The 21356-nt window shown below is 71.1% G+C and carries 20 protein-coding genes and 1 pseudogene; 11 read left to right on the top strand and 10 right to left on the bottom strand.

The window, feature by feature from the left end; all coding sequences use genetic code 11:
• Positions 1-948, bottom strand: coding sequence for a LysR family transcriptional regulator (locus IE257_RS04295; RefSeq protein ID WP_372452932.1), 948 nt, complete (start codon positions 946-948; stop codon positions 1-3).
• Between the two features lie 113 nt (positions 949-1061).
• Here IE257_RS04295 and IE257_RS04290 point away from each other — a divergent pair, with 113 nt between their 5' ends.
• From IE257_RS04290 to IE257_RS04275, 4 genes are all read left to right on the top strand, one after another.
• Complete coding sequence (locus IE257_RS04290; protein WP_189964882.1) at positions 1062-1973, top strand: NAD(P)H-binding protein; 912 nt, start codon at positions 1062-1064, stop codon at positions 1971-1973.
• Positions 1963-2328 (top strand): darcynin family protein, encoded by a 366-nt coding sequence (locus IE257_RS04285; protein WP_189964880.1) that lies wholly within the window; start codon positions 1963-1965, stop codon positions 2326-2328. Before IE257_RS04290 ends, IE257_RS04285 begins: the two co-directional genes overlap by 11 nt.
• A 210-nt stretch (positions 2329-2538) precedes the next feature.
• Positions 2539-3429, top strand: a complete 891-nt coding sequence (locus IE257_RS04280) for an SDR family NAD(P)-dependent oxidoreductase (RefSeq protein WP_189964878.1) — start codon at positions 2539-2541, stop codon at positions 3427-3429.
• An 81-nt stretch (positions 3430-3510) separates the two neighbouring features.
• Positions 3511-4092 carry a TetR/AcrR family transcriptional regulator gene (locus IE257_RS04275; protein WP_189964876.1) on the top strand — a complete coding sequence of 194 codons (582 nt, stop codon included), beginning with the start codon at positions 3511-3513 and terminating at the stop codon, positions 4090-4092.
• A 5-nt stretch (positions 4093-4097) separates the two neighbouring features.
• Here the strand turns inward: IE257_RS04275 and IE257_RS04270 are convergent, their stop codons facing one another.
• The 3 genes from IE257_RS04270 to IE257_RS04260 all read right to left on the bottom strand — a co-directional run bounded on the left by IE257_RS04270 (position 4098) and on the right by IE257_RS04260 (position 5990).
• Positions 4098-4343 (bottom strand): hypothetical protein, encoded by a 246-nt coding sequence (locus tag IE257_RS04270; RefSeq protein ID WP_189964874.1) that lies wholly within the window; start codon positions 4341-4343, stop codon positions 4098-4100.
• Between the two features lie 164 nt (positions 4344-4507).
• Positions 4508-4924, bottom strand: coding sequence for an SsgA family sporulation/cell division regulator (locus IE257_RS04265; protein WP_189964872.1), 417 nt, complete (start codon positions 4922-4924; stop codon positions 4508-4510).
• 91 nt (positions 4925-5015) lie between these two features.
• Positions 5016-5990: a 5'-nucleotidase gene (locus IE257_RS04260; protein ID WP_189966111.1), complete on the bottom strand. Its 975-nt coding sequence runs from the start codon at positions 5988-5990 to the stop codon at positions 5016-5018.
• A gap of 278 nt (positions 5991-6268) precedes the next feature.
• On the opposite strand from IE257_RS04260, the gene IE257_RS04255 reads away from it, so the two are divergent.
• Positions 6269-7414 (top strand): glycoside hydrolase family 64 protein, encoded by a 1146-nt coding sequence (locus IE257_RS04255; protein WP_229920195.1) that lies wholly within the window; start codon positions 6269-6271, stop codon positions 7412-7414.
• A 15-nt stretch (positions 7415-7429) separates the two neighbouring features.
• Here the strand turns inward: IE257_RS04255 and IE257_RS04250 are convergent.
• Both IE257_RS04250 and IE257_RS04245 read right to left on the bottom strand, forming a co-directional pair.
• A pseudogene (locus IE257_RS04250) lies at positions 7430-7821 on the bottom strand (transposase family protein); the annotation flags it as partial.
• Positions 7734-8369, bottom strand: a complete 636-nt coding sequence (locus IE257_RS04245) for a VOC family protein (RefSeq protein ID WP_189964868.1) — start codon at positions 8367-8369, stop codon at positions 7734-7736. The gene IE257_RS04245 and the pseudogene IE257_RS04250, both read right to left, overlap by 88 nt.
• Positions 8370-8701: 332 nt before the next feature.
• On the opposite strand from IE257_RS04245, the gene IE257_RS04240 reads away from it, so the two are divergent.
• Positions 8702-10213: a glutamate synthase subunit beta gene (locus tag IE257_RS04240; protein WP_189964866.1), complete on the top strand. Its 1512-nt coding sequence runs from the start codon at positions 8702-8704 to the stop codon at positions 10211-10213.
• 91 nt (positions 10214-10304) lie between these two features.
• Here IE257_RS04240 and IE257_RS04235 read toward each other — a convergent pair whose 3' ends face one another.
• Together IE257_RS04235 and IE257_RS04230 are read right to left on the bottom strand one after the other, a co-directional pair.
• Positions 10305-10523, bottom strand: coding sequence for a hypothetical protein (locus IE257_RS04235; RefSeq protein ID WP_189964864.1), 219 nt, complete (start codon positions 10521-10523; stop codon positions 10305-10307).
• A gap of 100 nt (positions 10524-10623) precedes the next feature.
• Complete coding sequence (locus tag IE257_RS04230) at positions 10624-11229, bottom strand: DUF2231 domain-containing protein (RefSeq protein ID WP_189964862.1); 606 nt, start codon at positions 11227-11229, stop codon at positions 10624-10626.
• A gap of 149 nt (positions 11230-11378) precedes the next feature.
• Here IE257_RS04230 and IE257_RS04225 point away from each other — a divergent pair, with 149 nt between their 5' ends.
• Both IE257_RS04225 and IE257_RS04220 read left to right on the top strand, forming a co-directional pair.
• Positions 11379-12743, top strand: coding sequence for an AMP-binding protein (locus IE257_RS04225; RefSeq protein ID WP_189964860.1), 1365 nt, complete (start codon positions 11379-11381; stop codon positions 12741-12743).
• An 88-nt stretch (positions 12744-12831) separates the two neighbouring features.
• Positions 12832-13041: an I78 family peptidase inhibitor gene (locus IE257_RS04220; RefSeq protein ID WP_189964858.1), complete on the top strand. Its 210-nt coding sequence runs from the start codon at positions 12832-12834 to the stop codon at positions 13039-13041.
• Between the two features lie 103 nt (positions 13042-13144).
• On the opposite strand, the gene IE257_RS04215 is transcribed toward IE257_RS04220, so the two are convergent.
• Both IE257_RS04215 and IE257_RS04210 read right to left on the bottom strand, forming a co-directional pair.
• Positions 13145-14815, bottom strand: a complete 1671-nt coding sequence (locus IE257_RS04215; RefSeq protein ID WP_189964856.1) for a purine-cytosine permease family protein — start codon at positions 14813-14815, stop codon at positions 13145-13147.
• 399 nt (positions 14816-15214) lie between these two features.
• Positions 15215-16909 carry an AMP-binding protein gene (locus tag IE257_RS04210; protein WP_189964854.1) on the bottom strand — a complete coding sequence of 565 codons (1695 nt, stop codon included), beginning with the start codon at positions 16907-16909 and terminating at the stop codon, positions 15215-15217.
• A gap of 194 nt (positions 16910-17103) precedes the next feature.
• Here IE257_RS04210 and IE257_RS04205 point away from each other — a divergent pair, with 194 nt between their 5' ends.
• From IE257_RS04205 to IE257_RS04195, 3 genes are all read left to right on the top strand, one after another.
• On the top strand, positions 17104-19062 hold the full coding sequence (locus tag IE257_RS04205) for a stealth family protein (protein ID WP_189964852.1): 1959 nt from the start codon (positions 17104-17106) through the stop codon (positions 19060-19062).
• A gap of 208 nt (positions 19063-19270) precedes the next feature.
• Positions 19271-19816: an EF-hand domain-containing protein gene (locus IE257_RS04200; RefSeq protein ID WP_189964849.1), complete on the top strand. Its 546-nt coding sequence runs from the start codon at positions 19271-19273 to the stop codon at positions 19814-19816.
• A 178-nt stretch (positions 19817-19994) separates the two neighbouring features.
• Positions 19995-21140: a glutamate--cysteine ligase gene (locus IE257_RS04195; RefSeq protein WP_189966109.1), complete on the top strand. Its 1146-nt coding sequence runs from the start codon at positions 19995-19997 to the stop codon at positions 21138-21140.
• Positions 21141-21356 lie beyond the last annotated feature (216 nt).

Below are 21356 nucleotides of genomic sequence, written 5' to 3'. Positions count from 1 at the left end.
TCAGCCAGCCGCATCTGCGGGTGCTTGAAGAGTCCGGCGAACGGCGTTGCGGAGCCAGTGATGACCTCCGTCCGCGGCGTGCCGGGGGTGCCACGCCATGCCGATGGTGAGCGGCGGTAGGGGCAGGGGGATGTCGAGGAGGCGAAGGCCCAGAGCGTCGGCGGCGTCGGTGAGAGGGGAGGGAGCGCTGCCGGGGGGTGCGGTGGGGACGAGGCAGACGAGGTCACTGCGCGCAGCGAGAGTCATCGCCGCCAGGTGGCTGGGGAGCACGGCAGTGACCCGCCGACGGAGGTTCCGCTCGGCCAGGGCCGCGTCCAGGGGGCCGGTGAACCGGCCACGGCGGCTCACCGCCACATGATCGGCGGCAGCGAGCCCCTCCGGGGTCAGGGCCCCTTCCGTCAGAGGGTGGCCGGGACGGACGGCCGCCGCCATCCGCAGGGTGACCAGTTCTTCGATCCGGGTCTCGGGATCCACGTGGTCGATGGACCCGATCTCCAGGTCGATCCGGCCGTCGCGCAGCGCCGATCCGGCCTCCAGCTCCTCGGCCCGGAATCGAAACGAAATCCCCGGCGCCTCCTGCCGGGCCAGCCGCAGCATCCCCGGGGCCAACGCCGCGCCGACCAGGTCGGCCGCCTGGAGGGTGAAGGTACTGCGCAGGTCGGCGGGATCGACGCCGGCGCCAGGACTCAGCAGCGCTCCCAGACGGCGCACCACCGCGGCCGTCTCCTCGCGCAGAGCCTGGGCGCGGGGAGTGGGAACCATGGCCTGCCCCGCCCGAACCAGCAGTGGGTCCTGGAGGATGCGCCGCAGCCGGGCGAGGGTGCGGCTCATGGCGGCGGGTGACGTGTGGAGTCGGGCGGCGGCACGAGTGACGCTCTGCTCGGTCAGCAAAGCGTCCAACGCGACGGCGAGATTGGCATCGATGACAGGCTCTGCACTGCTGCTCATAGGCATTATTCCATTTCAGGCAATGATTCCGTGCTCAAGTTCCCATTGTGGCAACACCTTGGAGCTCCACAGGATGGGGGACGTCCAGATCCGGCACCACCCATGAGGTTTCGATGATCGTCATCACCGCTCCCACCGGGAACATCGGCAGTCACCTGCTGTCCCTGCTCCTGGAATCCGCCCCCGCCCACGAGGAACTGCGCGTGGTCGTACGTGACCCCGCCCGGCTGCCCGACGCGGTGCGCGACCGCGTCGAGGTGATCACCGGCTCGCACGGTGACGCCGAGGTGGTCGACCGCGCCTTCGAGGGCGCCGACGCCGTGTTCTGGCTTGTCCCCCCGGACGCCTCCCTGACCCCCGAGGACGCCTACTGCGGCTTCACCCGGCCCGCTGCGAAGGCCCTCACCGCCCACGGCATCGGCCACGTCGTCGGCGTGTCCGCGCTCGGCCGCGGCACCCCGGTCGCCCACCGCGCAGGCCTCGTCACCGCTTCCCTCGCCATGGACGACCTCATCGCCGGCACCGGCGTGGCCTACCGAGCCCTGGCCTGCCCGTCCTTCTTCGAGAACCTTCTCGAGGACGCGGACACGATCCGGGAGACCGGAGTCTTCACCGACGCCATCGAGGCCGACCTCAAGGCCCCCCGCGCCGCCGTCGCCGACATCGCGGCCGTCGCCGCCGACCTGCTGCTGAACCGCTCATGGACCGGCAATGACAGCGTCCCCGTCCTCGGGCCCGAGGACCTTTCACCCGACGACCTGGCCCGCATCATGACCCGACAACTCGGCCGCCCCGTCCGCTACGAACGCCAGCCGCTCGACGAGCTGTACACCGACCTCCTGGGTTACCGCCTCAACGAGGCGTTCGCCCAGGGCGTCGTCGACATGAAGAAGGCCAAGAACGAGGGCCTCGACGCAGGCACCACCCGCACACCGGCCACCGGCTCTCCCACCACCTTCCAGCAGTGGTGCGCCCGAACCCTCGGGCCCGCGGTCCTCTCGGAAGGCACCCGTCATGCCCGTTGAGAAGACCGCACCGCCGGTCACGGCGTTCATGCTCATCAAGACCACACCCGAGTGGCTCGCCATGACCCCCCAGGAACGCATGAACGCCTTCTCCACCCAGGTCGTTCCGGCAATCAAGTCCAAGACCACCGGCGTTCGTTCACGCTTCTACGACACGGAGTTCTACTCCACCCGCGTCACCGACGTCTGGGTCTGGGAAGCCGACGACCACGACGCGTACCGGCTCCTCATCGACGCACTGCGCGAAACCCCCTTCTGGGACCGCTACTTCACGGTCGTCGACCTCCTCGTCGGCACCGAGAACGGCTACGCCCGCACCTACGGCGTCGAGGCGGTCACCACCATCACGACCTGACGCACCACCCGACCCGAGACGCCGCATGCCCCCGCCCCGACCGGGCCGGGGGCATGCGGCGTCGCGCCTCGGATCCGGTGCGGAAGCGGCCGGTGCTCGCTCCTGCCGATGGTCGGCCCCCGCACCCAAACCGGATAGGTCATCCACATCCGTGTTACGGTTACGTCAAACGGATGACCTATCCGTATTCGGATGCGGGGTGGGAGAGCCATGAAGAAGACAGCTGTCGTGACGGCCGGAACAGCCGGCATCGGCCTGGAGACGGCGTTGGGGCTGGCGGCCGCCGGGTTCGCCGTCACCGTCGTCGGACGCAGTATGGAACGGGGCGGCCGCGCCGTCGAACGGATCAACGCGACGGGCCCGACCCATCCGGCCCGCTTCCTCGCGGCCGACCTCGCCTCGCTCGACGAAGTGCGGGCGCTCGCCGAGCGGATCGCCCGCGACCACGCCGCCTCGGGCGAACCGCTGACCGTGCTGGTCAACAACGTCGGGGCGATGTTCCCCGACCGACGGGAGCTGGGCGGCGTCGAGGCATCCTTCGTCGTCAACCACCTCTCGCCCTACCTGCTGACCGAGCTGCTGCTGCCCACCCTGACGGCCGGCGCGCCGAGCAGGATCGTGAACGTGACCTCCGGCGCGGTCGGTCTCGCGAAGCGGGTGTTCCGGTCCGCGGAGCCGCCCGGTGGCTACTACGGCTTCCACTGGTACGGCCGCGCCAAGCTCGCGCACCTCGCCCACACCCTCGACCTGGCCGATCGGCTGGACGGTACGGGCGTCTCGGTCTTCGCAGCCGACCCCGGTGGAGCCGCGACCGACATGACCAACGGCACCATGACCGACCCGAAGATCGTCTCTCCCGCGCTGCGGCTGCTGTGGCCGCTGGTACGGCGCAGGTTCGAACGCTCGACCTCGGGTCCGGCGTCCTTGGCGGCCAGGCCCTCGATCCTCGCCGCCACCGACGCCGCCCTGACGGGACGGACCGGCATCGTCATCGGGGCCCGGACCACCCCCGTGCCCCCCTTCCGCGCGGCGACCGACCCCGGCGTTGTCGCGGCCGTACGCCGCCTCAGCGAGCAGTACGCACCGCTCGCGGTCGCATGACCTGTCACGCCACGTCGAGGGCGCGGGCGGAGGGGCAGCGGGACGGTTCATCCGGATGAGCCATCCGATTAACATGTCCCCATGGCGACGACACCACTGCGCAAGGACGCGGCCCGCAACTGGGAGCGGATCGTCGCCGTCGCCCGCACCCTGGTCGACGAAGGCACACCGATGCAGCTCAACGATGTCGCCCGCCGCGCCGGACTCGGGGTGGGCACCGTCTACCGTCACTTCGCCACGCCCGAGGCTCTGCTGGAGACCGTTGCCACCCCGTGCCTGGAAGCCCTCGCCGCGTGCGGCGAGCAGGCGCTGGCCGACTCCGACCCGTGGCGGGCGCTGCAGACCTTCCTGACCCGCACCGCCGAAGCGCAGGTCACCGACGCCTCACTGGCCCCGGTCACTGCAGCGGTCGAGGATGCTCTCCCGCGCACCACCGAACTCAAGAGTTCGGTGCGGACGGTCGGCGCCACCCTCCTCGACCGGGCCCGCAGGTCCGGGGCCATCCGCCCCGACCTGGCCCCGGCGGACCTGGTCCCGCTCATGTGCGGGATCGCCTACGCCGCGCAGGTCCACGGGGGCGCTCCGGCCGACCGGATCGACGCCGTGCACCGCTACCTGGCCACCCTGCTCGAGGGCCTGCGCGCCGCGCCATCGCCCACGTAGGACGCTCAGGGGCGGATGCGGCTGTTGCCCTCCGGGCAACGGGCGGTGGCGTCCCGGTCGAACCAGTAGTCGCCCGCCGCGAGGTAGCGGAAGGAGCGGTCACCGGCCTGGGCCGCCAGGGCTCCGGCGGCGGTCCCGGCGCCGTCGAGCCCATGGGTTCGGGTTTGCCGGTCGCCGGCCGGGACCTCGGCCGGCACTACGAACCTGACCTCGACCTCGGTCTGACCCTTGTGACGCTTGCGTTCGAGCACGGCGGAACTCCAGTCCGGAACGGGAGATACGGGATTGCATCAGCATGGCCCAGAGATGCGCCCCGCGCAGGTCGATCATCCGCTCCGCCATCATCGGCAGTCACCGGTCACCGGTCACCGGTCCCCGTCACCGGGCACCACCCGCCACCGCGCCGGAAGCGCGATCAGTCCGAACACCGGATCCTGTACAGGAATCCGTCGACGTCGCAGGACTCGGCCCCGCGCGCCACCAACCGGTAGGACTCCTCGAGGAAGTCGCTCACCTGGGCCGAGTCCGTGATCAGCACCGCGGACTCGTAGCCGACCCGGGTGTCCCCCCACAGCTGCATCACCAGGGTTTCACGTCCGCCCGCCCACCGTGGGCGCAGGCTGACATCGCCTTCCCCCACCGGGCGGCGCACCCCCTCGGCCAGCATGTCCCGCTCGAAGTGCCACCGAATGGGAGGGCAGCCGTCGAGGATGAAGTCGAACCGGACCGCGTAGGGGTCGGATGTGTCGTAGACGGCCCGGGTCTGCACCGGCAGGAGGCTGCCGGCAACGGCCAGGTGGGTCGAGATCGTGTCGGAGAGAGCGGACGGCAAGGTGACCTCCACGTGGCAAACAGGTGACCGACCTCGCGTACCCGCCGAACACTCCTGGCATTCTGGATCACCCATGTGAATCTTGACCCCGTCAGGTGGTGTGCCCTTGATCGGGGGATCCGCGCCGACTCGCGGGTGGGGTCGCGTTGACCACTCCGAACGGAATGTGAACGCTGGGAGTGCCCTGCGCCGTGCCGTTCAGGTGGGCGACCTGGTCGTCGAAGAAGATGTGCGGGTCGAGCGCCTTCATGACCGCGGCCTTCTCGATGCCGCCGAGGAAGAAGGCGTCGTTGACCCGTAGGCCCCACTCCTTGAGGCTCAGAAGGGCGCGCTCATGTGCCGGGGCGTCCCGAGCGGTGACCAGGGATACGCGAAGGCGTGGGCGGTACGTCGGATCCGTGCGGCGCCTGTCTTCCTCGAGGCGCTGGACCCGGTTGATGCCGGCGAGGAAGTCCCGTAGCGGCCCCGGATCGTGGGGCGCGGCGGCGTTGCGGACCTCGTAGGCGCGGAACTCGTCGATTCCGCCGCTCTGGTAGATCCGCTCGGCGGTGTCGCTCGCCACCACTCCGTCGAAGTCGAAGGCCATGCGGAGTTCAGGGTCGGTCTCGTCGTCGATGCGTGCGGTTCTCAGTACGTGGCCCGCCGGCAGTCCGTCCGCGACCGCGTCACGGACATCGGGGCCGTTGGCCGACAGGAACAGCGACATGTTCAGCGCGGGCATGAAGCGGTGGGAAGGACGCCCTTGCCGAAAGACGGCCCGACTGATCGGCAGGTCGTAGGCCTTGATAGAACGCATGACGCGCAATCCGGTGTCCGGGTCGTTGCGCGAGAGGATGATGACCTCGACCAGCGGATCGGACTGTTCCGAGAGGTCGTTCAGCGACAGCAGGCGTCTGACGAAGGGGAAGGCGACCCCTTTGCCCAGGACGTTGTCCGCATGAGTGGCCTGGTAGGTCCGGTAGACGTCCTCCCCTTCCTCCCGGAACACCGTGTCGCAGTCGGTGAGATCGAACAGGGCGCTGGAGGCGATCCCGACGACCAGGCGGTGGGACAGGTCGTACCTCATGACGCCCCCGGTTGGCGCAGCTGCACGGTTGGGATCCTTATCTCCCCTCGGCGGGCAGCGAAAACGTGCCCGGCCGCGAGGCCGATCGGGGCCGTCGAGCTGTGTCGGGTCCATTGACATAAATTGAACGCAGCCCGAGGCTGAGAGCGCTCTCAAGCATCAATGTGTCAATGCGTGGTGCTGGGAGATGCCGCACCTGCCCCCACCTTCAGGTGCCCCCCACAAGGAGGAAGAACGTGTTCCGCTTATCGAAGGTATTCCTGTCCGGGGTCTCGGCGATGGCCGTCGCCGCCGGGCTGATGGTCTTCGGCCCGTCGCCGTCCGCAGAGGCCGTACCGGCGACCATTCCCCTCACGATCAAGAACAGCTCGGGCCGCAGCGAGCCGGTGTACGTCTACAACCTGGGCACCCTGCTGACCACCGGCCAGCAGGGCTGGGCCGACGCCAACGGCACGTTCCACCCCTGGCCCGTGGGAGGCAATCCCCCCACGCCCGCACCCGACGCATCGATCACGGGTCCGGCCAACGGGCAGACCAAGACGATCCGGATGCCCAAGTTCTCCGGGCGGATCTACTTCTCCATCGGCCAGAAGATCGTCTTCAAGCTCACCACCGGCGGCCTGGTGCAGCCCGCCGTGCAGAACCCCGCCGACCCGAACCGCAACATCCTGTTCAACTGGTCCGAGTACACCCTCAACGACGCCGGCCTCTGGATCAACAGCACCCAGGTCGACATGTTCTCCGCTCCGTACGCGGTGGGCGTCAAAGCGGCCAACGGCGCGGTCAGCACCACGGGCCGGCTGAAGCCGGGCGGCTACAACGCCGTCTTCAGCCAGCTGCGTTCGGCCGGCTGGGGCGGATTGATCCAGAACCGGCCCGACGGCACGCCGCTGCGCGCGCTCTCGCCCGGGCACGGCATCGAGGCGGGCGGCATACCGGCCGGCGTCATGAACGACTACATCAACCGGGTCTGGAACAAGTACGGCTCCTCCACCCTCACCGTGACGCCGTTCGCGAACCAGCCGAACACCAAGTACTACGGCCGGGTCTCGGGCAACGTCATGAACTTCACCAACGGCTCGGGAGCGGTCGTCACCAGCTTCCAGAAGCCGGACTCCGACAGCGTCTTCGGCTGCTACAAGCTCCTGGACGCCCCCAACGACCAGGTCCGCGGCCCGATCTCCCGCACCCTGTGCGCGGGCTTCAACCGGTCGACGCTTCTGACCAATCCCGGCCAACCCGATCCGAACAACGCCAACTTCTACCGTGACGCCGTGACCAACCACTACTCCCGGATCATCCACGGACAGATGGCCGACGGCAAGGCGTACGGCTTCGCCTTCGACGACGTGGGCGCCCACGAGTCGCTGGTCCACGACGGAAACCCGCAGGAGGCCTTCATGACGCTCGAACCGTTCAACTAGGTTCTGTCTTTTCGGTCAGCGTCGTGCCCGGATGAGGATGGCGGCGAGGTGGAGTGCTGCCTGGTGGGCGATGGCGAGTTTGTCGCATCGTGTGGCGCGGCCGCGCCACTGCTCGAGGCGGTTGATGCAGCGTTCGACGCTCGTCGCAGGTGGGACCGGATGGCACGGGGGAGTGGGCCCGGTCCGCGAGCACGGCCAACGGCCGGGTTCGGGGCCTGCCGGGCCCGCTTCGTGGCACGCGGATGCGGGCCATGACCGCTTCGAAGGAGGGTGCGTCGCCGCACCGGCCGGCTGCTCCCGTGGGGCAGTCGGGCCCGGGTCAGATCGTGACCGGGCCGTGGGCGGTGGCGAACTCGACCGAGACCAGGCCCGGTTCCTCGTCCTCGGCCCAGGTGACGTCGATCTGGTCGAGGGGGTGGTCGGCCGGTTCGCCGAGGAATTCGGCGATGGAGGCGGCGTCGCCGGCGATGGAGACCCCGTGGATGGTGGTGGAGGTGCGCGGGTCGGCGCTCGGGCGCTCCTCGGTGGGGACCAACCACTGGAGGAAGTAGGGAAGTTGTGGGGCTTCCAGCAGTTCCAGCAGGCCGATCTGCTTCCACCTCAGGTCGAACCCGTCGGGGCGGACACGGTGGCCCTCGGCCGAGGTGCGGCCGAGGCGGGCCTCGACCGGGGCGATGTCGTCGACGGAGACCACCCAGCCGAGCCAGCCGCCGCCCTCGGCGGCGCGGCGCGCGACCGCCTGGCCGAAGGGTGCGCGGTCGGCGGCGGGGTGGTCGAGTGTGGTGACGACCTCGACGTAGGTGCCGCCGCTCAGCGGGAGGATGAAATTGCGGGTGCCGAATCGCGGGTGCACGCCCCCGTCGACGAACCCGGCGCCGAGGGCCGATCCGATCCACTGGACGGTCGAGACGAAGCTGTCGCGGGCCACCGCATAGGACACGTGATCAAGTCGCACGGCGCCATCATCACCCGACGGCCCGCACAGATCCCGACGCCACGCCCGACGCCCCGGCCGCGTCCGCCGTGGATTCAGCCGTGGAGCGGATCGATCGTCGTCGTCCCGACGGGGGAGGCCCGGTCGAAGCCGGGCAGCAGCGCTGCCGCCTCACGGAGGCCCATGACCGCCGGCCGGCGACCACCTTGCGTGCCCGTCCGGTCACCCACCTCGCTTGGCCTTGGGCAGGGCCCCGGAGGCGGCGTAATCTGGCCGAACCGCCATAGAACGCGTGTACCGAAGGCACGGCGCGCGCCGTGTACCCCGCCGCGCACGATCCAGGGAGGCGGCGCGTGACCGATCCGTTCGGCTTCCTCAGGATCCCCCGCGAGGCCGTGCCCGCCCGCCCGGTCGAGGAGAGACTCGGCGACTGGCGCGAGGTCCACGCGGGCCGGGCGTTGCTGCCGCTCGTCTCCCGGCAGGCCGACCGCTGCATGGACTGCGGCATCCCGTTCTGCCACACCGGCTGTCCGCTGGGAAACCTCGTCCCCGAGTGGAACGCGTACGCCGCCCACGGCGACTGGCGTGCCGCGTACGAGCGGCTCCACGCGACCAACAACTTCCCGGAGGTTACGGGCAGGCTCTGCCCGGCCCCCTGCGAGGACGCCTGTGTCCTCGCGATCAACGCCGACCCGGTGACCATCAAGAACGTCGAGCAGACCATCGCGGACGAGGGCCTGAGGCGCGGCTTCATGATGCCCAGGCCCCCGGAGAGGCACAGCGGCAAGACGGTGGCCGTCATAGGCTCCGGCCCGGCCGGACTGGCCGCGGCCCAGCAGCTGACCCGCGCCGGCCACCGCGTCACCGTCCACGAGCGGGCCGACCGGATCGGCGGACTGCTGCGCTACGGGATCCCCGAGTTCAAGATGGAGAAGGTGCACCTGGACCGCCGTATCGAGCAGATGCGGGCCGAGGGCACGGTGTTCGCCACGGGGGCCGACGTCGGCGGTGCGGCCGGTGCCGGAGCGGACGAGTTGCGGAGCGGGTGCGACGCCGTCGTCGTCGCGATCGGTGCCGGCGAGCGCCGGGAGCTGCCGGTCCCCGGCCGTTCCCTGCAGGGCATCCACCAGGCCATGGACTACCTGACCTGCGCCAACCGGGTACGCGAGGGTGACTATCCGGTATCCCCCCTCACGGCCGAGGGCAGGCGCGTGGTCATCGTGGGCGGCGGGGACACCGGCTCCGACTGCCTCGGGACGGCCTTGCGGCAGGGCGCGACCTCCGTGCTCCAGCTCGACATCAACCCCGAGCCCGGAACGGGCCGGACCGACGACGAGCCGTGGCCGGTGTACCCGCGGACCTACCGCATCTCCCACGCCCACGAGGAGGCCCGCGGGCGCGCGGACCGGGACCCCCGGCTGTTCGCCTGCGCCACCCTGCGCTTCGAGGGGGACGAGGAAGGCAGGGTACGGGCGCTGCACCTGACCGCCGTCGAGCCGGTGGCCCGCAGCCCGCTGGCCGGCACCGAGCAGGTCATACCGGTCGGCCTGGTCCTGCTGGCCCTCGGCTTCTCGGGCCCCGAGCGGGCCGGCGGCCTGCGCGAGCAGCTGGGACTGGCCCTGGACGAACGCGGCAACTTCGCGCGGGACGCCGGGTTCGCGGCGGACGCCGGTCGGGCGCCGGGCGTGTTCGTCGCGGGCGACGCGGGCAGGGGGCAGTCCCTGGTGGTGTGGGCCATCGCCGAGGGCCGCGCGGCGGCCGCCGCGGTGGACCGCTACCTGACCGGCTCCACCTGCCTCCCGGCGCCGGTCGCCGCGCACGACCGGCCGATGACGGCCTTGGGACGCATGCGCTACGGGCCCTGAGCAGGTCCCGATCGCCGGATCACGCTGCGGCCGCGAGAGCTCGCTGTCAGCACTGCTCGCCCTCAGTACTGCTCGCTGTCGGCACTCGACGTCAGTGCTCGCGTCCGGGCCGGCGCCGTTCGCGCGGGGACTCGCCGTCATCGCCCGGCCGGTCCAGGCGGCTGGCCTCGTCCGTGTCCGCCCTCCGCACGGGGGGTACGTCCTTGCCCGGCGCAGCGGAGCGAGGCGCGACGTGGGGTGTCCTGCGTCGGCTCTGCTCGTCGTCGTGGTCGTGGAGCGGGGCGCCTCCGGCGCCTCCCTGGTCTTCCATGGCGGATCCTCCCTGTACGTCGGCATCCCCCAGTCGGCGCGTGCCCTGAGCCCGGCGCCGGAAACCCGCGAATCCGCGAATCCGGAGCAAATCACAGAAATCAGGCGATGCCGGGTGGTATGTCGTTGCCCGTTCCGCCGCGCTCCATCCGGTCGCCGTACGCGATGTGTCCCCCCAGAGCCCCGCTGACCGCCGCCGCGCCCAGTCCCGCCAGCGACCACAAGCGGCCGCGCGCGCCCCGACCCCGCAGCCGGTCGGACAGTGCGACCGCGTAGCAGCCGACGGCGGCAGCGTTGGCCAGCGCATGGGCGACACCCACGCGGGCCTGTCGAGGCGGCAGCTCCGCCCAGTCCGCCCATCCGGCTGCGGCCGCCGGAGCGACGCCGGCAAGGCCGACCGCGGTCAGGACCGTGGCGTACCGGTGTGCTCCGGGCACGGTGTCCAGCACGGCGGCCGACAGCCAGCACCCCATCGGTACCTGCACCAGCATGGGGTGTGCGGGGTGCCCCAGCGGCTCACCGCGCAGCAGCCCACGAAGTGCACCCAGCGGAAGGCCGCGGATGCCCCGCTGGAGGGCCCGGATGGCCGGGTCCAGCGCCGTCGACTCCTCGACGGTGGCCACGGCGCCGAGCCAGCGCTCCGAGGTCTTGTCCAGGGCAGGTACCCGTCCGGAGTGCGGCGTCCCGTCGTCGATGTGTGTGTTCATGTACTGCGAGTACCCCGTGGTGGCGGACCATTCCTCTTGGCGCGTCCCGGACTTCGGGCTCGGTGACAGGTCCGTGGAGGCGGAGAACTCGTGCGGTCGCCGTAGGCTGGCCGGGTTGCTTCTGCTCATTGCTGATCGGAGTTGCCGTCATGCTGACCGCCCTGACGGGTGTTTTCGGGGATCGCGCGGATGCTGTGAGCGTCGCGGGTCGTACCGCCTCCTACGAGGAACTGCTGGGTGCGGCGGGGGCCGTGGCCGCAGACCTTGCCGCCCTCGGCCCGGTGCGGGCGTTCGCGGTGACCGCCACCGCCTCGCTCGAGACCGTCGCCGCGGTGGTCGGGGGACTGCTTGCCGGGGTGCCGTGCGTGCCGCTGCCCCCCGATGCCGGGCCCGCCGAACGTGATCACATCCTGCGTGACTCCGGCGCCCGCCTCATCGAGGTGGACTTCGCCCGCCGCGCGCCTGCCGCATCGGCCGCACCCACCGCGCAGGCGGCGGGACCCGAGGATCCCGCGCTGATCCTCTACACCTCCGGGACCACGGGCGCCCCCAAGGGAGTGGTCCTCAGCGCCGCCGCGATCACCGCCGACCTGGATGCGCTCGCCGCAGCCTGGGAGTGGAGTGCGCAGGACACGCTCGTGCACGGGTTGCCGCTGTTCCATGTCCACGGGCTGGTCCTGGGCGTTCTGGGGGCCTTGCGGACGGGGAGCCGCCTGGTGCACACGGGCCGACCGACGCCGGAGGCGTACGCCGAGGCTGCGGCGGCCGGCGGGAGCCTGTATTTCGGGGTGCCGACGGTGTGGTCGCGCATCGCCGCTGCTCCGCAGGCGGCGGCCGCGTTGTCGAGGGCCCGGTTGCTGGTGTCGGGAAGCGCGGCCCTGCCCACGCCGGTCTTCCGCGATCTGGAGCGGTTGACCGGGCACCGGCCGGTGGAGCGGTACGGGATGACGGAGACCCTGATCACCCTGAGCGGGCGGGCAGGTGGTGAGGTCCGCCCCGGCGCGGTCGGCACGCCGCTCACGGGAATCCGTACGCGTATCGCCGCCGAGCCGGGTGCCGAGATCGGTGAGCTCCAGCTGGTGGGGCCGACGTTGTTCTCGGGGTACTTGGGGCGACCGGAGGCGACGGCTGCCGCCTTCACGGAGGACGGGTGGTTCCGCACGGGTGACATTGCCGCCGTTGACGGGGACGGCGTGCACCGGATCGTGGGTCGTGCGTCCACGGACATGATCAAGTCGGGGGGGTACCGGATCGGGGCGGGTGAGATCGAGAACGCGCTGCTGGACCATCCGCGGGTGCAGGAGGCGGCGGTGATCGGTGTGCCGGATGCCGACCTGGGGGAGCGGATCGTCGCGTTCGTCGTCGCCGACGGGGTCAGCGGCGCCGAGTTGACCGACTTCGTTGCCACGCATCTGTCGGTGCACAAGCGGCCGCGTGAGGTTCGCTTCATTGCTGCGGTTCCACGCAATGCCATGGGCAAACCGCAGAAGCGGCTCCTGTTGGCCGGGGAGTGACGACGGGAGCGGGGCGTCCTCGGACCTGCGGAGTCGCCGCGCCGGCCGGCAGGGCATGTTCAGCACCTCGGTCGGGCAGGTGAGGGCCATGACTGCTTCCGCTTCCTCACCCGGCGCCGACGATCCGGCGCACTACACAGGGCTCGACACCGGCGAGGCGAAACGCCGGGCGCTGGCGCACGGCTGGACGACGGTGCGTACGGTCGCGCCCGGCACGATGCTGACCATGGAATACGTCGAAGGCAGGCTGAACCTCGAGGTCGAGGACGGCAGGGTGCGAAGGGCCTGGAGCGGCTGACGGGGCTTCGCCCCCGCGGCCGGTACACGGTCGATCGCCGGGGCGGCCCCCGGCCCGGAGCGTGCCGGTGAGGGACACGGACACGCTCCGGACCGGGGCCCGTTCAGTGACGGTCGGCCGCCCGCGGCTCCGCGGCCGGCAGGACGTGGTCGCCGCCCCTGTCGGTGCTCAGGCACAGCGAGCAGACGACCGCGCCGTGGGTGACACAGGCGGTGACGTCGGGGCGCTCGTAGGACTGCCGGCAGACGTGGCAGTCGAGGGTGACTCCGCTCGGGTTCCCGTCGGTGTCCAGCAGGGGCTCGCCGATGCCGTCGTCGGCGCGGCGCACGTAGTAGCGGCCCTTGGTGACGACGGCCATCAGCGGTGTGACGGCGAAGGCGATGACGGCTGCGGCCACGGGCGAGTACGGCTGGAGGGTGTCGCCGAGGGCGTGGAAGTACATGGCGATCGACAGGCCGGAGGCGGCGACGAAAGCCACGACACCGACCGGATTGACGGCGTGGAGCATCCCCCGGCGGAACTCCGGCTGGAGCGGGGACAGCTTCAGCACGTACTTGTTGATGCCGATGTCGGTGGCCACGGTGACCACCCAGGCGATCGCGCAGTTCGAGTAGAAGCCCAGGATGCTGCCCAGGAAGCTGAACATGTCGGCTTCCATCAGGGCCAGTGCGAAGGCCAGGTTGACCAGGACGAAGATCATGCGGCCGGGGTAGTGCCCGGTGACGCGGGTGAAGGAGTTCGTCCAGGCCAGGGAACCGGAGTACGCGTTCGTCACGTTGATCTTGATCTGGCTGATGACCACCAGGACCACGGCCAGCGGGACGACCAACCAGCCCGGCATCATCGCGTCGAAGGCGCTGCGGAACTGCTGGATGGGCTCGGGCGCAGCCGCCGGTCCGACCTCGGCGATGATGTGGACGGCGAGGAAGACACCGATGGCCTGCTTGAGCGCACCGAGCACGACCCACCCGGGGCCGGCCATGACCACGGCGGTCCACCAGCTGCGCTTGTTCGCCGCGGTCTTGGGCGGCATGAAGCGCAGGTAGTCGATCTGCTCGCCGATCTGCGCGATCAAGGACAGGCACACACCCGCTCCGAGCATGACGGAGGCGGTGTTGACGGCGCCGTCGCCGGTCGTGCCGGGGTAGGCGAGGAAACGGTCCACGGTGCCGGGGTCGTTGGCGATCAGGTACACCAGCGGACCGACCATGAGCAGCAGCCAGATGGGGGTCGTCCACACCTGGAGCTTGCTGAGCGCCTTCATGCCGTAGACGACCAGCGGGATCACCATGAGGGTGGACACGGCGTACCCCAGCCAGAGCGGCAGCCCGAGGCCGAGTTCGAGGCCCTGGGCCATGATCGAACCTTCGAGGGCGAAGAAGATGAAGGTGAAGCTGGCGAAGATGATGCTGGTGAGGACCGAGCCGTAGTAGCCGAAGCCGGAGCCGCGGGTGATCAGGTCGAGGTCGATGTTGTAGCGCGCGCCGTAGTAGGCCAGCGGGAAGCCGGTGATGAAGATGACGACCGCGGCAACGGTGATGGCCACGAGAGCGTTGCCGGTGCCGTGGGCCAGGCCGATGCCGGCGCCGATGGAGAAGTCGGCCATGTAGGCGATTCCGCCGAGGGCCGTGGTGGCCACGACCATGGGGGTCCAGCGGCGGTAACTACGGGGTGCGAAACGGAGGGTGTAGTCCTCCAGCGTCTCCTTGACCGCCTGGTCGGCAGCGGTCTTCGTGGTGTCTGTCGTGGTATGCCGCGACTCGGTGGTGCTCATGCCACGCCTCCCGGTGGGGCTGGGGCCAGGTGCAGGGCTGGTGCAGGTGCTGCGATGCGGTACGGAGCCCGTGCGGGCGCGCCGACGGCAGGGCATGGACTGATGGGCCGTCATGAGTGTTCTCCGGCGCCGCTGTTCATGCCTCGGTCCCACGCCGTCACGCTAGGAAGCGGTTGTTACCCCGGGTGCGCGATGTGGTGAACACCATGTTGCCGCGCCGGCGTCGCCGCGTACGCACGCCACACTCGCGCAGGCTGGCCGCACGCGGCCCGCGGCCCGCCGGTACGTGACGAGGCGCCTTCCGCCCCGACCGGCGGTGGGTCGCGCAACTGCGCAGCGGGCGATGTCGCGGCCCCGGCCCGCCCCGGCCCCGGCCCGCCCCGGCCCGCCCCAGCGGGGTCAGGCGCCGCCGGACGCGGCCCCCTCCTCCAGCAGGCGGGTCGCCATCGCGCGCATCTCGATCTTGCGGATCTTCCCGGTGACGGTCATCGGGAACTCCTCCACGACGTGGACGTAGCGGGGGATCTTGAAGTGGGCGAGCCGCCCCGCGCAGTACGCGCGCACGGCCTGCGCCGTCAGCGGCTCGGCCCCCTCGCGCATCCGTACCCACGCCATCAGTTCCTCCCCGTACTTCGGGTCGGGCACTCCGATGACCTGGACGTCCATGACGTCGGGGTGGGCGTGGAGGAACTCCTCGATCTCTCGGGGGTAGAGGTTCTCGCCTCCCCGGATCACCATGTCCTTGATCCGGCCGGTGATGCTCAGGTAGCCGTCACCGTCCATGACCGCCAGGTCGCCGGTGTGCATCCAGCCCTCCGGGTCGACTGCCTCTGCGGTCTTCTCGGGCTCGCCCCAGTAGCCGAGCATCACCGAGTAGCCGCGGGTGCACAGTTCTCCCGGGGTGCCGCGCGGGACCGTCCGGCCGGACTGCGGATCGACCACCTTGACCTCCAGGTGCGGCCCGACCCGGCCCACCGTGGAGACCCGGCGCTCGACCGAGTCGTCCACACGGGTCTGCGTGGACACGGGAGAGGTCTCCGTCATGCCGTAACAGATGGAGACCTCGGCCATTCCCATCCGCTCGATCACCTGGGTCATGACCTCCACCGGGCAGGGCGAACCCGCCATGATCCCGGTGCGCAGGCTCGACAGGTCGTACCCGTCGAACCCGGGGGCGGCCAGCTCGGCGATGAACATGGTGGGGACGCCGTACAGGGAGGTGCAGGCCTCCGCCTCCACCGCCGCCAGCGTCGCCGCCGGGTCGAAGGCGGGCGCCGGGATCACCATCGCCGCACCGTGGCTGGTGCAGGCGAGGTTGCCCATCACCATCCCGAAGCAGTGGTAGAAGGGAACCGGGATGCATACCCGGTCGTGTTCGCCGTACCCGCACAGCTCGCCCACGAAGAAGCCGTTGTTGAGGATGTTGTGGTGCGAGAGGGTGGCTCCCTTGGGGAAGCCCGTGGTGCCCGAGGTGTACTGGATGTTGATGGGGTCGTCCGGGCTCAGTGCGGCCTGCGCCCGCGCCAGTGCGGCCGGATCGGCCCCGCGCCCGCGTTCCAGTAGCGCGTCCCACCGCGGTCCGTCGAACAGGACGGTGAACTCCAGCCCCGGGCAGCGCGGCCGGACCTCCTCGACCATCGCCGCGTAGTCGGAGCTCTTGAAGCGCTCCGCCGCGACCAGCAGGCGGATGCCGGACTGCCCGAGCACGTACTCCAGCTCGTGGGAGCGGTACGCCGGGTTCACGGTGACCAGAATCGCCCCGATCTTCGCGGTGGCGTACTGCACCAGCGTCCACTCGGCGCGGTTGGGTGCCCAGATGCCGACCCGCTCGCCCCGGACGATCCCGAGGTCCAGCAGCCCCAGGGCGAGGGCGTCCACGTCGGCTGCCAGCTCCGCGTACGTCCACCGGCGGCCGGCGGCCACGTCCACGAGCGCGTCCCGGCCGGGGAAACGCCGTACGGTCCGGTCGAGGTTGTCCCCGATCGTCTCGCGGAGCAGCGGGACCTCGGAACTCCCGGACGCACGACTCGACGCTAGGGACACACGTACCTCCTGCACTCGCTGCGGCGATGACGGCCAACGCGCACCGGCCATGATCCCCTTCCGACGGGCCGCGGCACCAGAGGTACGCGGTCGCGGCCCGATGACCGGGCCGCGGATCGGGCAGCGCCGGGACGGCGGGCCGTCGGCGCAGCTGAGAATTGGCTGTGAGTCGGGACGGCGGCCCTCACGGCTCTTGCGTGAAAAGCGAACAACAGCAAAAGTGATGGTGAACAAGGTATCCATCGTTGCCGCTGAGCGCGCCGCTCCTGCCCGGGACGCTCGGCGGATCGGCTGCCGCGCACCGGCACCGCACACCGAGGTCGTACATGCAGGGTGTCCCCCGCCTACTCCTGCCCGCCGGGCTGCGCAGACTCGCCCGGACGCTGCGTCGAGCGGGCGGCGTCCCGCCGCAGCCCGGTCCTGCCGGGCGGGAGCGCATCGGCGGCAGGACCCCTGCGCCCAGCGGGCTCACCGCCCGCGAGGAGGAGCTGCTGGCGACGGTGCCGGGCCTGATCCACCACCGTGGTCGTCTGGCGACCGTACGGGACGACCTGCTCCCCGCCGATGCCCGTACCGCCAGCCTTCGCTCGGTGGCCGAGGCCCTGGAGGCTGCGGGTGTCCCCTACGGGCTGGTCCCCGACGGGGAGCTCGTCCACCGGGTGGCCATCGCGCCCGGCGACCGGGCCGCGGCTCTGAAGGCCTGCGCCGCCGCCCTCACGGGGCTCCCCGTCTACGCACGTCTGCTCACGGCCGACGGTGAGGCCGGGGACGTACTCGCCGAGGACCTTCCGGCGGCGGTCGAGTCCGCCGAGAGCGCCGACGCGAGGGGCGCGAGCGGTGCCGGTTCCGGTGCCAAGGACGCGACGCACACCGCTCGCGTGCGGGCCGTACGCATCCACCAGCCGATCATCACCTCCGGCCGGACCCTGTCCTACGGCCCCGAGACCGGCTGCGACCTGGAGTTCTGGGAGATTCCCGACTCCGGCGAGGGTGCGCTCGCCGTGCTGCGCGAGACCCCGTACGGGTGGTGGGTGCCCTCCCTGGCCGCCTCTGCCAGCCGCCGCATCGACGACCGGGAGTACCCCGTCGTCGACTGCTTCTCGAGCCGCTTCCCCGACGACATCGACTTCCCGATCGACGCCGTGATCACCTGGGTGGACGCCGCCGACCCCGCCTGGCGCCACCGCCGGGACCGGGCCGCCGAGGCGGAGGCCGGTACCGGTCGCTCCTCCGGGACCGACAGGACCGACAGGACCGATGGGACCGATGGGACCGACGGGACCGGCGGGGTCCCCGGGATCGACCTCGCGGAAAACCGCTACCGCGACCGCGGCGAGCTCCGCTACTGCCTGCGCTCCATCGCCGCCTACGCCCCCTGGGTCCGGCGCATCTTCCTCGTCACCGACGACCAGGCTCCCGCCTGGCTCGCAGCCGACCATCCCGACATCACGGTCATCGACCATCGCGAGCTGTCCACGGAACCGGCGGCTCCCGCCGTGTTCAACTCCCACGCAATCGAGAGCCGACTGCACCACATTCCCGGCCTGGCCGAGCACTTCCTCTACTTCAACGACGACATCTTCCTCGGCCGGCCCCAGCGCCCGCAGAACTACTTCCTGCCTTCCGGACTGCCCAAGGTCTTCCACGACTGGCGGGCGGTGGACCCGGGCAGTCGGGCCGGGGACGACGTGTTCACTTCTTCCCAGAAGGTCACCCGGCAGGCCGTCGAGGAGGCCGTCGGCCGCACCTATCCCCACATCCTGGCGCACACCCCCTACCCCCTCACCCGTTCCGCCTTCACCCGCGTCGAGGAACTGCTGCCCGGTCGGCTCGCCGCCACCGCCCGCTCGGTCTTCCGCAGCGCCGACGACATCGCTCCTGTCACCCTCACCGCCCACTTGGCGCTCGCCGAGGGACATGCGGTCGAGGGCGACCTCGCGCACACGTACGTCAGCACCGCGCGCCGCAGCGAGATCGAGCGGCTGCCGGATCTGGCCGCCGAGCGCGGCCACGACGCCTTCTGCCTCGCGGACGACGAGGACCCGGACGAACCCGACGAAGGCGGAGCCGGAGGGGGATTGTCGGCGACGCAGCAGCACAACGTCGTCACGGCCTTCCTGGAGGCCTACTTCCCGGTGCCCTCCCCGTTCGAGAAGTCGCAGTCGACCCCCACCGGAAACGATTCCTCCCGGCCCGTCGACTGACCGTCTCGCGCGTCGCCGTCGGCCCTGCCCCGGCGACGAACGCGCTGCGCTGCGCCGACGCCCCCACCCACCGCCTCCGGGGTGACATTTCGTGCATACGTGCCCGTGGGAGCCGGTGCGGTCGCCGACCTATAGTTACGCGCTGCCGCCCCCCGGGCAGCGGTGGGCGGCGGTTCACGGTTCCGTTCGGCGTCGAGGGAGGCCGCTCATGGCCGGCACGTTTCAGGAGCGCAAGCTCAGGGGGATGTTCGCCGCGTTCGACGCGGACGGCGACGGCTACCTGCGCGAGGAGGACTTCACGGCGCTGGTCGGCCGCTGGGGCCGGCTGCCGGGAGTCGAGCCCGGCACGGAGCTGCGGGCGCGGGTGGAGGCGCTGCTGATGGGCTGGTGGGCGGCGCTGCTGGAGGCCGGCGACACGAACGGCGACGGGGCGGTCGACATGGGCGAACTGCTCGTCCTCGTCGACCGCCTGCCCACCATGGTCGCGGATGTCACCGCCACCGCCGACACCGTCTTCGACGCCGTGGACAGCAACGGCGACGGCGTCATCTCGCCGGAGGAGCACCAGCGACTCGTGGAGACCTGGAACGGTCGCCCGGCCGACCTGGACGGCGTCTTCGAGCTGCTCGACCCGGACGGCGACGGCCACCTCAGCCGTGAGCGGTTCGCCCTCCTGTGGCGTCAGTTCTGGATCAGCGACGACCCGGCGGAGCCGGGCAACGTGCTCTGCGGCCGGATCCCCGGTCCCCGCTGAGTATCGCCCTCCCGCTGCGGACGGTCGGCCGCGCCTCGCCCCCGAGCCCCCCGCCACCTGCTGTTCTGTACATCCCCGGTGCCCGTTGCGGCGGGTCCCCTTCCGCATATCCGCGGTGGGCCCGGGCAGACGGTGACAACCGATCGGTGAACAGGACGGCGAAGTGATGGGCGATCGCATGCGAAGCGTGGGCGTGGAGGAAGAGCTGCTGCTGGCGGACGCGGACAGCGGGGAGCCGCTCGCCGTGTCAGGAGCCGTGCTCGCCGCGGCCGACCGCGCCGCAACCGCCGATGCGGCGGACGGCAAGGAGTCCGGCCACACGTTCGAGGCGGAGCTCCAGGAGGAGCAGGTCGAATTCGGCACGAAGCCGGTGACGGAGATGGGCGAGCTGCAGGAGGAGATCCTCCGGTGGCGCGGCGAGGCGGCCCGGCACGCCGCCGAGGCCGGTGCGGTCGTGGCGGCCATCGGCACCTCACCGCTGGCCGTCCGCCCCTCGATGTCCCCCGGGCACCGCTACGAGTGGGTGTCGCGGCAGTTCGGCATGACCGCGCAGGAGCAGCTGACCTGCGGCTGCCACGTCCACGTGTCGGTCGAGTCGGACGAGGAGGGCGTGGCCGTACTGGACCGCATCCGGCCCTGGCTGCCCGTACTGACCGCGATGAGCGCGAACTCCCCGTTCTGGCAGGGCGAGGACACCCTGTACGGCAGCTACCGCAGCCGGGTCTGGAACCGGCTGCCCACGGCCGGGCCGGTGGACGTCTTCGGCTCTGCGGACCGCTACCACGCGGAGGTGCGGGCCATGGTCGAGTCGGGCGTACTGCGCGACACGGGGATGATCTGGTTCGACGCCCGGCTGTCCGCCTCCTATCCGACGGTGGAGGTCAGGGTGGCGGACGTGTGTCTCGACGCGTCGACCCCCGTCCTGCTGGCCGCCCTCGTGCGTGCGCTGGTGGATACCGCGGCCCGGGAGTGGCGAGCCGGTGACCCCCCGGCCCGGGTCAGCACCGGACTGCTCCGGCTCGCGTCGTGGCAGGCGGGCCGCTCCGGACTCGACGGTCCTTTGCTGCACCCCGAGACGCTGGCGGAGACCGAGCCCGAGGCCGCCGTCGACGCCCTGTACCGGCACGTTGCCGACGCCCTGGCCGACTCCGGCGACGCGGAGCTCGTGCGGGCCGGGATCGCCGGCCTCCTGGAGCACGGCAACGGCGCGCGCGTCCAGCGGAGCCTGTTGCGGTCGGAGGGGGACCTGGCCTCGGTCGTCCGGCACTGCGCGCGCCGGACCACGGCCGGCGCCGACCGGGCGGCCCCGGACACGCGGCGCTGACGAGGAGCCGCCGGGGCACTTCCGGACCCTGCCGCGCGAATCTCCGTACCCCGCAGCCGCTGCGTCCATAGCGGACGGAACGGGTGCTTCCGCAGAAGCATGATCACGGGTGAGTCTTTTCGGTCAGGATCGAACCGGTTACTAAGGGTAAGGGGCGTCGCCCGGCGCCTCCCGGTGCTCCCCTGTCCTCCCTTGCCCCACCTGTCCCGCGTTGGG

This window comes from Streptomyces avidinii, from assembly GCF_014650695.1.
Lineage (GTDB): Bacteria > Actinomycetota > Actinomycetes > Streptomycetales > Streptomycetaceae > Streptomyces > Streptomyces avidinii.
The sequence above is the reverse complement of the archived record's forward strand: the minus strand, read 5'-3'. Positions and strand labels throughout refer to the sequence as shown.

What these genes read in the sequence shown, in the direction of transcription:
- IE257_RS04295 (WP_372452932.1), bottom strand. Translation starts at nt 948, where the DNA reads ATGAGCAGCAGTGCAGAGCCTGTCATCGATGCCAATCTCGCCGTCGCG.
- IE257_RS04290 (WP_189964882.1), top strand. Translation starts at nt 1,062, where the DNA reads ATGATCGTCATCACCGCTCCCACCGGGAACATCGGCAGTCACCTGCTG.
- IE257_RS04285 (WP_189964880.1), top strand. Translation starts at nt 1,963, where the DNA reads ATGCCCGTTGAGAAGACCGCACCGCCGGTCACGGCGTTCATGCTCATC.
- IE257_RS04280 (WP_189964878.1), top strand. Translation starts at nt 2,539, where the DNA reads ATGAAGAAGACAGCTGTCGTGACGGCCGGAACAGCCGGCATCGGCCTG.
- IE257_RS04275 (WP_189964876.1), top strand. Translation starts at nt 3,511, where the DNA reads ATGGCGACGACACCACTGCGCAAGGACGCGGCCCGCAACTGGGAGCGG.
- IE257_RS04260 (WP_189966111.1), bottom strand. Translation starts at nt 5,990, where the DNA reads ATGAGGTACGACCTGTCCCACCGCCTGGTCGTCGGGATCGCCTCCAGC.
- IE257_RS04255 (WP_229920195.1), top strand. Translation starts at nt 6,269, where the DNA reads ATGGCCGTCGCCGCCGGGCTGATGGTCTTCGGCCCGTCGCCGTCCGCA.
- IE257_RS04235 (WP_189964864.1), bottom strand. Translation starts at nt 10,523, where the DNA reads ATGGAAGACCAGGGAGGCGCCGGAGGCGCCCCGCTCCACGACCACGAC.
- IE257_RS04230 (WP_189964862.1), bottom strand. Translation starts at nt 11,229, where the DNA reads ATGAACACACACATCGACGACGGGACGCCGCACTCCGGACGGGTACCT.
- IE257_RS04225 (WP_189964860.1), top strand. Translation starts at nt 11,379, where the DNA reads ATGCTGACCGCCCTGACGGGTGTTTTCGGGGATCGCGCGGATGCTGTG.
- IE257_RS04220 (WP_189964858.1), top strand. Translation starts at nt 12,832, where the DNA reads ATGACTGCTTCCGCTTCCTCACCCGGCGCCGACGATCCGGCGCACTAC.
- IE257_RS04215 (WP_189964856.1), bottom strand. Translation starts at nt 14,815, where the DNA reads ATGAGCACCACCGAGTCGCGGCATACCACGACAGACACCACGAAGACC.
- IE257_RS04210 (WP_189964854.1), bottom strand. Translation starts at nt 16,909, where the DNA reads ATGGCCGGTGCGCGTTGGCCGTCATCGCCGCAGCGAGTGCAGGAGGTA.
- IE257_RS04200 (WP_189964849.1), top strand. Translation starts at nt 19,271, where the DNA reads ATGGCCGGCACGTTTCAGGAGCGCAAGCTCAGGGGGATGTTCGCCGCG.
- IE257_RS04195 (WP_189966109.1), top strand. Translation starts at nt 19,995, where the DNA reads ATGCGAAGCGTGGGCGTGGAGGAAGAGCTGCTGCTGGCGGACGCGGAC.